Genomic DNA, 13,575 nt, shown 5'->3' on the forward strand with positions numbered 1-13,575 from the left:
TATAAATTTACCCATAACCAAAAAACTAGTGTATGAAAAAAGTACTCGATTTATTGCCTTCTGTTCTCGTAGGAGCACTTTACCTTTTCGGAGGATTGAACTTCTTCTTTAATTTCACTCCAATGCCTCCAATGCCTGGTGATCCAGGTGTTTACATGGGAATCATGATGTCATCTGGCATGATGACGGTAGTAAAGGTATTAGAAGTAATCGGTGGTGTCTTAATTTTAGTTCCGGGTAAGCGTGCTTTAGGACTAACGATTTTAGCGCCTATTACGGTTAATATCTTGTTATTTGAACTTTGCTTAGCGCATGCACCTAGCGTAGGAGTTGCATTGACCGTATTGTCAGCGATTATTGCTTACCAAGAAAAAGATAAATTCAAGGCTTTATTGTAATAAATAAGCCTTGAATCCTTCAAAGTCCGTCCCCATGGGGATGGACTTTTTTGTTTTATCTAATAGTTCTGCCAAACGCGCAGGAACAGGTACTGAAACACCCAGCGTTCCCTCTACCGTAGGCAAGAATTTCGCATAATGTGCCGTTGACAAGACGATTCCTGTCACATCACCTGGGTATTCTGCTTTGTATTGTTGCAAGCCATCATATCCCACTGCCGTATGCGGACACATCACGTATCCAGTGCGGGCATACACGTCAGACATAATCTCTTGTGTTTTTTGATCGTTCGTAAAATAACCCTTCACGGTTTCACGCACGTTAGACCACTCATCACCCGCTAGCAAACGCATACGGATGAAGTTGGATGGACTTCCTACGTCCATGGCATTTGATAGAGTTTCGACAGAAGCCACGGGTTTATATTCTCCAGAACGCAAATAGTCGGCTACCGGGTGGTTTTCATTGCATGACGCAACAAATGCCTGAACCGGTAAGCCCATTTTAAAGGCCATTAATCCAGCACTAAGATTGCCAAAATTCCCGGAGGGCACACTAAATACGATAGGGGCTGTTAATCCTTTCTTTTTCGCTTGCGCATAGGCCGCGAAATAGTAAAAGGACTGAGGAATTAAGCGGGAAATATTGATGGAATTCGCAGAGGCTAGATCGAAAGCCGAACGTAATTCGTCGTCGAGGAAGGCTTGCTTGACCAGTCTTTGGCAATCATCGAATGTTCCATCGATTTCCAAAGCAGTCACATTCCCACCTAACGTCGTCAATTGCTTTTCCTGAATATCAGACACCTTTCCGGTCGGATATAAAATCGTCACGCTGATGCCCGGCGTATTATAAAATCCTTGCGCAACGGCTCCACCCGTGTCACCTGAAGTGGCCACTAAAATACGGATCTCTCGCTTCGACTTAACTAAATAATGCGACATGATGGCCGCCATAAAACGCGCACCAAAGTCCTTAAAGGCCATCGATGGCCCGTGGAATAATTCTAAAACCTGCACTCCAGGCTCCAAGGACACAATAGGCGCCTCAAAGGTCATCGATTGGTCGATGATTTGCTTAATTTCCGTAGAGCTTAAGCTATCTCCGAGCAAATTCTCGCAAACCGCGATGGCAATTTCTGGCAAGCTGCGGTCTTGGATTGTATCGAAAAACGAAGCCGGTAAAGGTTTAATGTCCGTAGGCATATACAAGCCATTATCCGGGGGAAGACCGCGGAAAATAGCCTCTTCTAGGCTTACATTGGGACTTTTGTGTTCGGTGCTATATAAAATCATGCTAATCGTAGGGCATCCCCCTCCAGTTTTGGAAGGACAGAATACCGATCAAATTCAAGGCAAAATGCGATATCTTTCTCGATGCCTAGGCCGAGTAAACGATTCACGTGAGAGGAATTTTTTACTGCCGTTAATAGGTCATTCGAAGCTACATTATATTGTTTCCAGGCCATTAAAGCCGCATCATCCGCTACCTCGTATTCACCTGTTAAGGCATCAATTAAGGCTCCAGCGAAAAGGGTGTCTTCTAAATTCGGTTTACCTTTCCAGCCTGCGCAAACGACTAGGGCGTTTCCGCTCCACTCTTTTAAAGCGGAGGCTATTCGGGAAATGTTTAAAAAGGCGCCCACATAGACCGCAGGAGCGGTGCTCGAACGGCGAATGGCAACTGTACCGTTAGTCGTAGTCACGCAAATTTTCGCCCCCTTTACTTTCTCAACTTGATAGGAAAAAGGAGAATTATCGAAGTCAAATCCTGCTGGGGTAATCCCGTTGCGTTCTGCTGCTGTCAAATAACCACGAGCGCCGTATTCCTGGCAAAGTTCGACTTCTTCTACCGGCACAATCTCCGCAGCACCGCTAGCAAAAGCAGTCACCATGCAAGAGGTCGCTCTGAAAATATCCACCACAACCACCGCTACGGAGGATAAATCATATAAATGGATCAAGTCCGGCGATAAACAGACGTCGATTTTCTTCATTTTACAAGAACGGTAATTTAACGATTTCGGCTTTGACCGCTTTGTCGCGGATCGAAATAAAGATCTCAGATCCCACGTGTTTTGTGCTCACGTAACCCATGCCGATTCCTTTGGAAAGGGACGGCGATTGAGTTCCAGAAGTCACTTCACCAATGGTCTCGCCCGCTGCATTTAAAATCGGGTAGTGTTGACGAGGGATTCCGCGGTCGATCATTTCGAAACCGACTAATTTTTTCGAAGGACCGTTCGCTTTAATCGCAGCGTGGTGGTCTTTCATGATGAAGTCCTTGTTGAAGGAGGTAATCCAGCCTAAGCCAGCCTCGATAGGAGACGTTGTATCATCGATGTCGTGACCGTACAAGCAATAGCCTTTTTCTGTGCGGAGTGTGTCGCGCGCGCCTAGTCCTACCGGTAGAATATCGAATTCTGCACCTGCCTCGAAGATCGCATTCCACATGGCTAAGGCATTTTCGTTTTTCACGTAGATCTCGAATCCGCCGGCGCCCGTATAACCCGTATTTGAGATGATAATGTCGGAGAAACCGGCCATTTCACCTATTTTGAAGGTATAATACGGCATGTCCGCTAGCGTAACAGCCGTTAATTTTTGTAGTGCCAAAATCGCCTTAGGCCCCTGCACCGCCAATAAACTATATTCGTCACTGCGATTCACCATCTCCACCCCGAAGGTATTGTGAGAAGAAATCCAGTTCCAATCTTTCTCAATATTCGACGCATTCACGACCAAGATGTATTCTTTCTCGTTCACACGGTAGACTAATAAGTCATCCACGATGCCGCCCTCCGCATTCGGGAAACAGCTATATTGAACTTTCCCGTCCACTAATTTAGAGGCATCGTTTGAGGTAACGTATTGAATAAAATCTAACACACGATCTCCTTTTAGGAAGAATTCACCCATGTGACTCACGTCGAAAACACCCACCGAATTACGCACCGCTAAGTGCTCTTCGATCAAGTTTGTATACAATACGGGCATGTTAAAGCCAGCAAAGGGCACCATTTTAGCGCCTAGAGATACGTGAAGGTCATTTAAATGAACCTGTTGCAATTGTGTTTCTTCCATGGATTATTCTCGGTATAGAACCTGTAAAAGTGTTTGACCCACCGCCTTGAGGGTCGATTTGTCGATGTTAGCTAAATTATCTGCATGCGTATGATGAAAGCTACCAAACTCAAAGCCGCCATTCACTGCCCGCAAATCAATCATATCAATCATTTGAATCTTTGCGATCTCATTCACCGCCGTGTGATCATCCGAAATCCCGAATGCATCCTGATCCACAAATAAATTACTATACCCTAAATCCGCCGCCGTCGCCCAAACCGAGCGAACAATTCCCGGTGCATATTGTATCGAAGTACCTTCATGTGGGAACATCGCGCCTTTTCCGCCTACCATATCTAATAAGATGCCGTAGTAAGGACGGTAATTCGCAGGAACTAAATTCGCCGCCCAGTGCTGAGAACCTAAGGCCCAGCTGTTCGGTTTGTGCTCACCCGTATAATCTTCCGGTTCCCCGTGATCTTCTAAATCGAACAAAACGATGTCTACGCCCACGGCAGGCTTATTCTTAGTTTCGTGCAGATTGCGGGCGATTTCCAACAAAACACCCACGCCACTTGCGCCATCATTTGCCGCATCGATCGGCTCATTCTTGCGAATAGAGTCTTTATCCGCGATACTACGAGAGTCCCAATGAGAGGATAATAAAATGCGTTTAGCGATCGCCGGTTGAAATTGAGCGATGATATTCGTGCCTTGTAATTTCTTGCCGTCATAACGAAAAGCCGTAAAAGGCTGTTCTGTTACAGTCCAGCCGTAAGACTTTAATTTGGCCACTAAAAACTTCAGGGTATTTTGACTTGCCTCAGAACCCGGAACGCGCGGCCCGAATTGCACTTGTTTCTCGATGAAGGCATAAGCTGAATCCGCCTTGAAATCTGGTGTCTCTACGATGTTCACTTCCACAGCTGGTACTTCCGCCGCTGGCTTCCAAACAAAGTAAGCGCCGGTCAGAGCGAAAACGAGCAGTAAAAAGAGCGCAATGCGGGAACGGTTCATCTGAAATGGCTGAAAAACAAGCTCAAAGATAGCAATACAATGCCGAATTAGGAATTAAGAAATCAATAATGTGTACCTTGCGGGATAATTAGAATTGAAATACCATGGCTTCCCCTAAGGAACTGAAATTTTTGAGCGGCTTGAAGGCTGAGATTTTGGAGTTTTTTGAATTGAACGACTACCGTTCGTATTCTTTGAACCAATTACACAAGGCTTTTGCGATCCGCGATCGCAAGACAAAGGAGATTTATTCTGATTTAGTCGGGAAGTTGATTGCAGAAAACCGCTTGATTAAGAATGAGGAGGGAAACGTGCGTTTTGACAACGAATCATTCCAGGTGACGGGGCGCGTGGATCACGTGAATGCGCGTTTTGCCTTTGTGATTCCGGAGGATGGAGCGAAGGATATTTGGGTGGCGACAGGGGATTTGAATAATGCCAAAGACGGGGACAAAGTCATCGTCCAAGCTCGCAGACCCTCAGAAAAGAGAAAAAATGACCGCCCGGAAGGGGAGGTCGTACAGATATTGGAACGTCGTTCCGCAGAATTAGTGGGTGTCATTCAAGTGACTCCACACTATTCCTTTTTAATCCCAGATTCGAAGAAAATCTACGAAGATGTCTACTTGCCTAAGTTCGAAATCAAAGACGCGAAGCACCTAGACAAAGTCATCGTCGAAGTTACTCGTTGGGGTTCTGACGGGAAAAAAGCCGAAGGCCGCGTTACGAAAGTCCTCGGAAAAGCGGGCGAGAACGACACCGAAATGCACTCGATTTTAGCCGAGTACGGTTTACCTTACGACTTCCCAGAAGAAGTAGAAAAGGCCGCTGCCTCGATCTTAGTGCAGATTCCTGCCACTGAAATCAAGAAGCGCAAGGACATGCGTAATGTCTTAACGTTTACGATCGATCCGGTCGATGCGAAGGATTTTGACGATGCGATTTCTTACCAAAAACTAAAGAACGGCAACACCGAAATCGGTGTCCACATCGCTGACGTTTCTCACTATGTGAAACCAGGATCTGTACTCGATATCGAAGCCTACAAGCGCGCCACCTCGGTTTACCTAGTAGATCGCGTGGTTCCCATGTTGCCAGAAAAGCTATCGAACGGACTTTGTTCCCTTCGTCCAAACGAAGACAAATTAACCTTCTCCGCCGTTTTCGAATTAGATGCGAACGACACCATTGTGAAGGAATGGTTTGGCCGCACGGTCATTCATTCTGACCGCCGTTTTGCCTATGAGCAGGCACAAGAGTTGATTGAAAATGATTCAGATGATGCGTTAGTGCCGGTTATTCGGGATTTGAACCGCATCGCCCAAATTTACAGAGCGCGTCGTTTCGAACATGGTTCTGTGAACTTTGAAACTGCAGAAGTCCGCTTCGAACTAGACGAGGATGGAAAGCCCATCGGGGTATACCCTCGTATTCGCAAGGATGCGCATAAGTTGATTGAGGAGTTCATGCTTTTGGCAAACAAAAGAGTCGCTGAATTTGTCTACAATAAGAAAAAAGACGAGCCTAAAAATACGATGGTGTACCGTATTCACGAAGCGCCAGACCCGGAGAAATTGCAGGTATTCTCGTCATTTGCGAAGAAATTCGGTTACCAAGTTACCACGGACCCGCAACACGTCAGCAAGTCATTCAATGCCTTGATGGAGAACATCGAAGGAAAAGGAGAGGAGCACGTTTTGCAGAGTTTAGCGGTTCGTACGATGTCCAAAGCCCGTTACAGCACCGATCCTGTCGGTCACTTCGGTTTGGCATTCCCGTTTTACTCGCACTTCACGAGTCCGATTCGCCGTTACCCAGACGTGATGACGCATCGCTTGTTGCAGCATTATTTAGATGGAGGAACTCCGGCAGAACGCGCACCTTTAGAAATACAATGTAAGCACAGCTCAGACCGGGAAAAACTAGCATCGGACGCAGAACGCGCTTCCATCAAATACAAGCAAGTGGAATACATGAGCTTGCACGAGCCTCAAGTTTTCGATGGTATCATCACCGGCGTAACCGAATTCGGCATTTTCGTCGAAATCGGAGATACGTCTTGCGAAGGCCTTGTTCGCATGGTCGACTTGAACGATGACTTCTACGATTTAGATAAAAACAATTACCGCATCGTGGGTAAATCAAATGGACGTGTCTTCACTTTTGGAGATAAAGTTCAAGTAAAAGTTCGCGACACCAACTTAGCAAAACGCACCATCGACCTCGAATTAGTAGGCATGCGTTCTGGCCTAGTAGGCAAATTCGCTAACAACCGCTCTCGCAAGAGAGAGGCGCCGAGGGGTGGAAGAGTGATTCCGAAGGGGAAAGAGAGGGGAAGGAGAACGGGACGCAGATAATCTTTAAAGCATAAAGAATAGAGCATAAAGCATAGAGTAGGTATAAAAAAAGGCTTCAATTCTGAAGCCTTTTTTTATGAGTATAGGAAGAGTTTGATATTCCACCTTTATTCTTTGTGCTTTATGCTTTATTCTTTAGTCCAGCACCGCAGGTGCCGGTCTGCTCGTATTATACAACTCATACCAATCTTGGTGGTCCATCTCGATTTCGAATGCGTCTACGATGTTTTGGATCCGGTTTTCTTCGAGTGTTCCGATTAAAGGCAAAGCCCCTAATTTGATCAACCAAGCGACCGCCACTGATTCGATATTGCTATCGTATTTCGTTGACATTTCATTTAATTTCTTGCGCAATTTCAAGGCTTGCTCGTCTGTGCCGTGTTCGATGCGACCGCCAGCTAGTGGTGAAACCGCTAAAGGGCGCATGTATTTTTGTTTTATGTAATCGACGATACCATTGTCTAATGCGCTTGTGTTCAACAAGTTCAAGTCGATGTGGTTCGATACGACTGGGATGTTCAAGAAAGAAACTAATAATTGGTGTTGGTAAACCGAGAAGTTAGAAACACCGATGTTTTTTACTTTTCCGGAGCTCTTTAGTTTTTCTAACGCTAAGGCCGTCGTCTCGATGTCTGAAAGCGGATCTAATTGGTCTAATAAAAAGACATCAAGGTAATCCGTTTGTAAGTTGCGAAGCGAGTTTTCTACCGAAGCCGTAATGTGGGCAGCAGAAGTATTTACATGAGCGACACGGATGTCTGGTCTCGCAGGGGAAGGGATGTTTACTCCACATTTGGAGAACAAAACAATGTCAGAACGCTGGATGGATTTCTTTGCCAAAAGCTCGCCAAAGCTCTTCTCCGCCGTATATTGACCATATCGATCTGAATGATCAAAGGTATTTATGCCCTTTTCTAAGCAGAAATGAACAATTTCGTCCATCTTCTTGTCTTCTTTCTCCCAACGCCAGAATCCGTAGATGGCTGGTGAAACTTTAGGACCTGCGTCACTTAAATACACTTTTTTCATGCGACTATAATTTTTGATGCGGCTAACAAATTGTCCACTAAATGCGTGGCTTTGGTTTCAGTTCCAGCTGGGGCTAAGCGAATGGTGCGTAAGCCTGCGCGTGTTCCTGCGGTAATATCTCGTTCATGATCGCCGATCATCCAAGAAGCGTCCATGTCAATATCGTATTTTGCTGCCGCTTTCTCGATCATTAATGATCCAGGTTTGCGGGTCAACGAATGACTATCAAAGTTTTCGTGGTAAGGGCAAAAATAGATGTCATCTAATTTTACGCCGGTCCCTTCTTGGATCGCATCGTGAATTAAATACACGTCTTCGCGTTTATAAACGCCTTTTGCGATACCACTTTGGTTCGTAATAATAATCAACAAATAGCCCGCGTCCTTTAAGGCCTGTAAACCTTCTTTGACCCCTTCTGGAATCACAAAATGGCCCAAATGGTACACGTAATCTACTCTGTCAACATTTAGAACGCCATCGCGATCTAAAAAAATACACTTATTCATTCAATACGAGTTAGGCAAATAAGGCCGCTAAACGGCTCCAAGGAATACGGCTTAAAATCAATACAAGGCCTAAACCGTTCAATAACCACATGTTTTTAAACTTCGCGGCATCGGTGATGGCTTTCTTGTTTTTGGCATTAACCACCGTCGCTAAAACGATCGCAATAATGTTAACTGTAACGTGCTCTACTAAGATTAAACGAGTCGCTGAATCTTTCATCGCAGCACCGAAATCAGCAAAAGCAGCTGTCGTAACCGGGCTAAGCGCAAGGTAAAGTACTAAACCGACTAACAATTGAGTGTGCAAAGAAATCATGTAGAACAAGCCTACTTTGCGATCTGATTCGCCAAAAGTTTTGCCTGTTAAACCTTTGTAGATGGATAAAATTCCTAGTGCTAACACGACTAGAAACAAGACCGAGTGAATGGTAACGAATGTTGAATACATAAGAGTGTGTTTAATTTTAGCAAAGATACGAAAAGACGTCGTAACGTGACCTTTGTTACGTTTAATCGTCTAATTTTCTTTACCTTTGGGCATATATTACCTGATTCTATGTCAAATCCAAGTAAACTAACGGCGATGGTTAACGCCCGATGTCCTCACTGTCACGATGGACGTTTGTTCAAATACAAATGGTGGAATGTTTTTAATTTTGCCCAAATGCACGAACACTGCCCCTCTTGCGATGTGCGCTACGAAGTAGAACCAGGTTTTTTCTACGGTGCGATGTACATTTCTTATGCCTTCACGGTAGGCATCATGTTAGTGGGCGGGATTTTGGTCTTTAATTTCTTAAATGACCCTCCGGCGATGGGTTATATCGTTCCTATCACGTCGGTTTCATTGTTAGCCGTGCCCTTTAATTTTAGGACGGCTCGGGTATTATTTATACATTGGTTTTCTGGTTTAAAATACGACCCTAGCGCTGCTGCTAAGCATGAAAATTCTTGATTATTACATTTTAAAGAAATTTCTGAAGACTTACGTTTTCGCCGTTTTCATCATCGTGCTCATCGTGATGGTGATCGACTACACGGAGAAAATTGACGATTTTATTCGCAAGCAGGCCCCTATTCGTGAAATTCTTTTTGACTATTACCTGAATTTTATCCCTTATTGGGCCTCTTATATTAGTCCTTTAATGGTCTTTATTGCGACCGTTTTCTTCACGGCAAACCTCGCAGCAAAGACGGAAATTATTGCTATTTTGAGCTCCGGAGTGAGTTTTACTCGCTTAATGCGCCCCTACTTAATCGGATCCGGAATCTTAGCCATTGGTACGTTTATCATGATTGGTTGGATAGTGCCAAATGCCAACAAAATACGGGTTCCCTTCGAACATAAATACATCAATAACACCTACTATTTCGATAAGCGCGATGTGCACATTAAGATTGCGCCGGATGTGTATGCCTACCTTGAAACCTACGATAATACGACGAATACGGGCTATCGCTTCAGTTTAGAGCGCATCGTGGGCACCGATATTCAGGAGAAATTGATGTCGGATCGCATCACCTGGGACTCGACCTCGAAGAAGTGGACGATACACGATTACCGCATTCGGACGGCTAGCGCGACCTCGCTTAAGTTCGGAGCGAAGATTGATACGACCTTGAATTTGTTTCCCAAAGACTTCGAGAATAAACACTTATTACACGAAACATTCACTCTTCCAGAGCTAAATCGCCACATTGCCTTAGTGGAATCTCGCGGCGCTGATGGAATCGAGGTCTTCCAAATCGAAAAATACCTCCGCTTCGCTAATCCTTTCTCGGTCATGATTTTAACCATCATCGGCTTCCTCGTTTCAGCTAGAAAAGCACGTGGTGGAGTAGGATTTCAGATTGCCTTGGGCTTTAGTTTGGCCTTTATTTATATCCTGTTCTTCATGATGAGTAAGGGCATTGCGGAAGGTGGCGGGATGCCTCCGTTGTTAGCGGTTTGGCTACCTAATATCGTGTTCTCCGCCGTGGGAGTGGGTCTTTACTATACCATTCCGCGCTAAAGATGAGACAGGCGCCGCGGCTTCTCGACTATTTCAAGATACACTTTATTGTGGTTTTATACGCGTTCACCGCTATTTTAGGGAACGCCACCCAGGCGAATACGCTTACAATTGTGTTCTTTCGCTGCGTCATTGCTGCGGCTGGTCTAGGTTTGATGCTTGTTGCGGCTAAAAAGTCGTTTCGGGTGCCTGCCTCAGTTCTTAAAATCTGGTTGTTAAATGGGGCCTTTGTGGCCTTGCACTGGCTCTTGTTTTTTGGGGCAGCCAAAGTCTCCACCGTCGCAATGTGTCTCGCCGGTCTTTCTACCCAAACTTTTTGGACCTCCATTCTAGAGCCCATCGCTCAGAAAAAGCCCATCGCGAAGATTGAAGTCTTTCTGGGGATCTTAGTGGTGATCGCCTTAGGGATTATTTTCTCTGTTGAACCAGGCCAATGGATTGGTTTGGTGATGGGTATTGGGGCCGGATATTTCGGTGCTCTTTTCTCGGTGATTAATGGAAATTATACGCACACTCACGACCCTAAATTAATTACGGTGTATGAGATGCTCGCGGCAGGTTTTATTACCGGTGCTGTCTGGTTATCCGGATTGTTAGTAGGCTCGCCGGGCTTTGTTCCAATTGGCCTGGATTGGCTCTGGATCGGTATTTTGGCCGTCGTTTGCACCGTTTACGCTTACACCGAGACCATCCATTTGTACAAGGTTTTCTCCGTCTTTTCGATCAATCTCGTGATCACACTCGAACCCGTTTATGGGATTCTGTTAGCGGTCTTTATTTTTGGCCAAAAAGAAGTCATGCAACCCGCCTTCTACTGGGGAACCTCACTGTTGGTGCTGACGGTGATGGCGCATCCGTTCTTGTCGCGGAGCGACAGTCGCGACGGAGTCGCTTAGTCGTCCTTCGGACTTAGTCGGCGCGTTGCGCCAAAGTCATCGCTGCGCGATTTAGTCGCCTGCGGCTTAGTCGCTGCTTCGCAGCTTAGTCGTCCTTCGGACTTAGTCGGCTGCGGCTTAGTCTATGATGCTATTGCCGGGTAGATTTCTTCGATTATTTCTTTTATATTTAGCTGTTAAACTGAATCCTCCGGACTAAGTGACGTAGTCACGACTAAGTCCGAAGGACGACTAAACGACAAAGTCGTGACTAGTCTAGCTGCGAAGCAGCGATGACCTCGCGACTTCGTCGCGAAATGACTAAACCTATGAATCCAATCGCCATGAATCTGCTCGTTTACGGGCCAGATATGAATGATACCGTGTTGTCTGAACTTTCTTTCATACAGGAAGTCGGGTATCAAGGCGTTGAAATTCCTGTATTTAATACCGATTTAGCGCATTGGTCTGCTTGGAAAAAGGAGGTCGATCGTTTGGGATTGCAACCTTTCGCTTGTGCGATTGCGGGGCCTGCGGAGAATTTGATATCTCCAGATCCGGCGGTTAGAGCGGCGGGGCTTGCGTATTTAAAAGGTGCGGTGGATGTGGCAGCCTATTTAGGAGCCCCGTATTTATCGGGCCCTTTTCATTCCGCCTTAGGTGTTTTTACGGGGACCAAAGCCACCCAACAAGAAATCGACTGGTCCATCGCCGGTATTCGGGAAGTCGCGGATCACGCAGCTACGAAAAATATTACCCTTTGTTTAGAATATCTGAACCGCTTTGAGAGCTATTTGGTCTCCTGTGCGGATGAATTATATGCCCTAGTTGAGCAGATTAATCACCCTTATGTGGAGATTATGTTCGACACTTTCCATGCGAATATCGAGGAAGTGAGTACCGCGGATGCCATTCGTCGGATTGCGAAAAAGACTCCACACATTCAGCTGTCTGAAAGTACGCGGGGGATTTTGGGGGAAGGACAGGTGAACTGGCCGTCTGTTTTGCAGGCGATTAAGGAAGTGAATTATGGCGGCTGGTTAGTCGTGGAGGCCTTTAGCGAGAAATTGCCGGCGGCCCATATTTGGCGAAAAATGTTTAATTCAGAGCGCGAGCTCGTAGAAAAATCCTTCAGATTTATCCATGGTAAATGGTAAGTGGTGAATGGTAAATGTTGGTTGAATAGAAATTCTTTAAACTATGAAAAAATATAACGTTGCGATTGTTGGACTTGGCTTTGGTGCTGAGTTTATCCCGATTTATTTGAAACACCCTTTGGCAAATATGTATGCGATCTGCCAAAGAAACGAAGACAAACTCAACTCCATCGGGGATGCCTATGGGATCGAGACGCGCTACACGGATTTTGAGAAGTTAATCCAAGACCCGAATGTAGACGTCGTTCACATCAATTCACCGATTCACTTGCACGCGGAACAAACACTGAAAGCCCTAAATGCAGGGAAACACGTAGCTTGTACGGTGCCTATGGCGACGACCGTAGAAGAATGCAAGGCGATCGTGGAGGCGAGCAAGCGCATGGGCAAGAAATACATGATGATGGAGACGGTGGTCTATGCCCGCGAGTTCTTGTACATCAAAGAATTATACGAAAAAGGCGAGTTGGGCAAGATTCAATTCTTGAAAGCATCCCACCAACAAGATATGGATGGATGGCCGGATTATTGGCCAGGATTGCCTCCCATGCACTATGCGACACACTGCGTAGGTCCGGTTGCGGGCTTATTGCGTTTAGAAGCGGAATATGTTTCTTGCTTCGGTTCGGGTACGATTCGCGAGGAGCTAATCCAACATTATAATTCCCCATTTGCGGTAGAATCAGCGCACATTAAGTTCCGTGATTCTGATTTGAGTGCGATGGTATACCGTTCTTTATTCGATGTGGCACGTCAATACCGTGAGAGTTTTGAGGTCTATGGATCGAAAAAATCAGTGGAATGGCCTTTAATTGAAGGCGAAGAATTAGTGGTGCATACGGCTAAAAAACCGGAGCCTGAGATTCCATCTAAGGTGCCTACACCGGATTTCGCACATTATTTACCCGAAGAAATCCAACGCTTCACGACAAAAGGCGTGTATGATGAGGACGAGAATACCCACCTTTCCTTTACGCAAGGCGGAGGCCACGGAGGTTCACACCCACATTTAGTAAATGAGTTTTTACAAGCTTTGGCAGCAGATCGCGATCCATTCCCGAATGCACCTCAGTCCGCAAACTGGACTTCGGTGGGGATTTTAGCTCACGAATCAGCGCTACAAGGCGGAAAAATTATTGAAATACCTAAATTCTAGAC

At 45.7% G+C, this 13,575-nt stretch carries 14 protein-coding genes; 7 read left to right on the plus strand and 7 right to left on the minus strand.

Features of this window, described 5'->3' with window-relative positions; genetic code table 11:
• Positions 1-32 precede the first annotated feature (32 nt).
• On the plus strand, positions 33-398 hold the full coding sequence (locus tag V7S74_RS07025; RefSeq protein ID WP_406778067.1) for a hypothetical protein: 366 nt from the start codon (positions 33-35) through the stop codon (positions 396-398).
• Here the strand turns inward: V7S74_RS07025 and thrC are convergent.
• Genes thrC through V7S74_RS07045 form a run of 4 tightly spaced genes read right to left on the minus strand, consistent with a single transcriptional unit; the run spans position 390 to position 4,481 of the window.
• Positions 390-1,694 carry a threonine synthase gene (gene thrC, locus V7S74_RS07030; protein WP_406778068.1) on the minus strand — a complete coding sequence of 435 codons (1,305 nt, stop codon included), beginning with the start codon at positions 1,692-1,694 and terminating at the stop codon, positions 390-392. The two genes, V7S74_RS07025 and thrC, sit on opposite strands and share 9 nt — an antisense overlap.
• Complete coding sequence (locus V7S74_RS07035) at positions 1,691-2,395, minus strand: 2-phosphosulfolactate phosphatase (RefSeq protein ID WP_406778069.1); 705 nt, start codon at positions 2,393-2,395, stop codon at positions 1,691-1,693. Before V7S74_RS07035 ends, thrC begins: the two co-directional genes overlap by 4 nt.
• 1 nt (position 2,396) lies before the next feature.
• Positions 2,397-3,482 (minus strand): glycine cleavage system aminomethyltransferase GcvT, encoded by a 1,086-nt coding sequence (gene gcvT / locus V7S74_RS07040; RefSeq protein WP_406778070.1) that lies wholly within the window; start codon positions 3,480-3,482, stop codon positions 2,397-2,399.
• Between the two features lie 3 nt (positions 3,483-3,485).
• Positions 3,486-4,481: a M28 family peptidase gene (locus V7S74_RS07045; protein WP_406778071.1), complete on the minus strand. Its 996-nt coding sequence runs from the start codon at positions 4,479-4,481 to the stop codon at positions 3,486-3,488.
• Between the two features lie 104 nt (positions 4,482-4,585).
• Between V7S74_RS07045 and rnr the strand changes: the two genes are divergently transcribed.
• Positions 4,586-6,838, plus strand: coding sequence for a ribonuclease R (rnr, locus tag V7S74_RS07050; protein WP_406778072.1), 2,253 nt, complete (start codon positions 4,586-4,588; stop codon positions 6,836-6,838).
• Between the two features lie 135 nt (positions 6,839-6,973).
• Here the strand turns inward: rnr and V7S74_RS07055 are convergent, their stop codons facing one another.
• The 3 genes from V7S74_RS07055 to V7S74_RS07065 are packed head-to-tail and all read right to left on the minus strand — an operon-like array spanning position 6,974 to position 8,821.
• Positions 6,974-7,867, minus strand: a complete 894-nt coding sequence (locus V7S74_RS07055; RefSeq protein WP_406778073.1) for an aldo/keto reductase — start codon at positions 7,865-7,867, stop codon at positions 6,974-6,976.
• Positions 7,864-8,373 carry a D-glycero-alpha-D-manno-heptose-1,7-bisphosphate 7-phosphatase gene (locus tag V7S74_RS07060; RefSeq protein WP_406778074.1) on the minus strand — a complete coding sequence of 170 codons (510 nt, stop codon included), beginning with the start codon at positions 8,371-8,373 and terminating at the stop codon, positions 7,864-7,866. Before V7S74_RS07060 ends, V7S74_RS07055 begins: the two co-directional genes overlap by 4 nt.
• A gap of 10 nt (positions 8,374-8,383) precedes the next feature.
• Positions 8,384-8,821, minus strand: a complete 438-nt coding sequence (locus tag V7S74_RS07065) for a hypothetical protein (protein ID WP_406778075.1) — start codon at positions 8,819-8,821, stop codon at positions 8,384-8,386.
• Positions 8,822-8,929: 108 nt separating this feature from the next.
• Between V7S74_RS07065 and V7S74_RS07070 the strand changes: the two genes are divergently transcribed.
• The 5 genes from V7S74_RS07070 (at position 8,930) to V7S74_RS07090 (ending at position 13,573) form a co-directional block, all read left to right on the plus strand.
• On the plus strand, positions 8,930-9,328 hold the full coding sequence (locus V7S74_RS07070; RefSeq protein ID WP_406778076.1) for a DUF983 domain-containing protein: 399 nt from the start codon (positions 8,930-8,932) through the stop codon (positions 9,326-9,328).
• Positions 9,315-10,385: an LptF/LptG family permease gene (locus tag V7S74_RS07075; RefSeq protein WP_406778077.1), complete on the plus strand. Its 1,071-nt coding sequence runs from the start codon at positions 9,315-9,317 to the stop codon at positions 10,383-10,385. The genes V7S74_RS07070 and V7S74_RS07075 overlap by 14 nt, the downstream gene beginning before the upstream one ends.
• Positions 10,386-10,498: 113 nt before the next feature.
• A complete protein-coding gene (locus V7S74_RS07080; RefSeq protein WP_406778078.1) occupies positions 10,499-11,281 on the plus strand; it encodes a DMT family transporter in 783 nt (260 codons plus the stop codon).
• Between the two features lie 308 nt (positions 11,282-11,589).
• Entirely contained in the window at positions 11,590-12,417 is an 828-nt protein-coding gene (locus V7S74_RS07085; RefSeq protein ID WP_406778079.1) for a sugar phosphate isomerase/epimerase family protein, read from the plus strand.
• Positions 12,418-12,460: 43 nt separating this feature from the next.
• Positions 12,461-13,573 (plus strand): Gfo/Idh/MocA family protein, encoded by a 1,113-nt coding sequence (locus V7S74_RS07090; protein ID WP_406778080.1) that lies wholly within the window; start codon positions 12,461-12,463, stop codon positions 13,571-13,573.
• Positions 13,574-13,575: the final 2 nt, after the last annotated feature.

Origin of the sequence: Aquirufa novilacunae (assembly GCF_045310505.1) — a bacterium.
Lineage (GTDB): Bacteria > Bacteroidota > Bacteroidia > Cytophagales > Spirosomataceae > Aquirufa > Aquirufa novilacunae.

What these genes read in the sequence shown, in the direction of transcription:
- V7S74_RS07065 (WP_406778075.1), bottom strand. Translation starts at nt 8,821, where the DNA reads ATGTATTCAACATTCGTTACCATTCACTCGGTCTTGTTTCTAGTCGTG.
- gcvT (WP_406778070.1), bottom strand. Translation starts at nt 3,482, where the DNA reads ATGGAAGAAACACAATTGCAACAGGTTCATTTAAATGACCTTCACGTA.
- rnr (WP_406778072.1), top strand. Translation starts at nt 4,586, where the DNA reads ATGGCTTCCCCTAAGGAACTGAAATTTTTGAGCGGCTTGAAGGCTGAG.
- V7S74_RS07045 (WP_406778071.1), bottom strand. Translation starts at nt 4,481, where the DNA reads ATGAACCGTTCCCGCATTGCGCTCTTTTTACTGCTCGTTTTCGCTCTG.
- V7S74_RS07070 (WP_406778076.1), top strand. Translation starts at nt 8,930, where the DNA reads ATGTCAAATCCAAGTAAACTAACGGCGATGGTTAACGCCCGATGTCCT.
- V7S74_RS07085 (WP_406778079.1), top strand. Translation starts at nt 11,590, where the DNA reads ATGAATCCAATCGCCATGAATCTGCTCGTTTACGGGCCAGATATGAAT.
- V7S74_RS07060 (WP_406778074.1), bottom strand. Translation starts at nt 8,373, where the DNA reads ATGAATAAGTGTATTTTTTTAGATCGCGATGGCGTTCTAAATGTTGAC.
- V7S74_RS07090 (WP_406778080.1), top strand. Translation starts at nt 12,461, where the DNA reads ATGAAAAAATATAACGTTGCGATTGTTGGACTTGGCTTTGGTGCTGAG.
- V7S74_RS07035 (WP_406778069.1), bottom strand. Translation starts at nt 2,395, where the DNA reads ATGAAGAAAATCGACGTCTGTTTATCGCCGGACTTGATCCATTTATAT.
- V7S74_RS07055 (WP_406778073.1), bottom strand. Translation starts at nt 7,867, where the DNA reads ATGAAAAAAGTGTATTTAAGTGACGCAGGTCCTAAAGTTTCACCAGCC.
- V7S74_RS07075 (WP_406778077.1), top strand. Translation starts at nt 9,315, where the DNA reads ATGAAAATTCTTGATTATTACATTTTAAAGAAATTTCTGAAGACTTAC.
- V7S74_RS07025 (WP_406778067.1), top strand. Translation starts at nt 33, where the DNA reads ATGAAAAAAGTACTCGATTTATTGCCTTCTGTTCTCGTAGGAGCACTT.
- thrC (WP_406778068.1), bottom strand. Translation starts at nt 1,694, where the DNA reads ATGATTTTATATAGCACCGAACACAAAAGTCCCAATGTAAGCCTAGAA.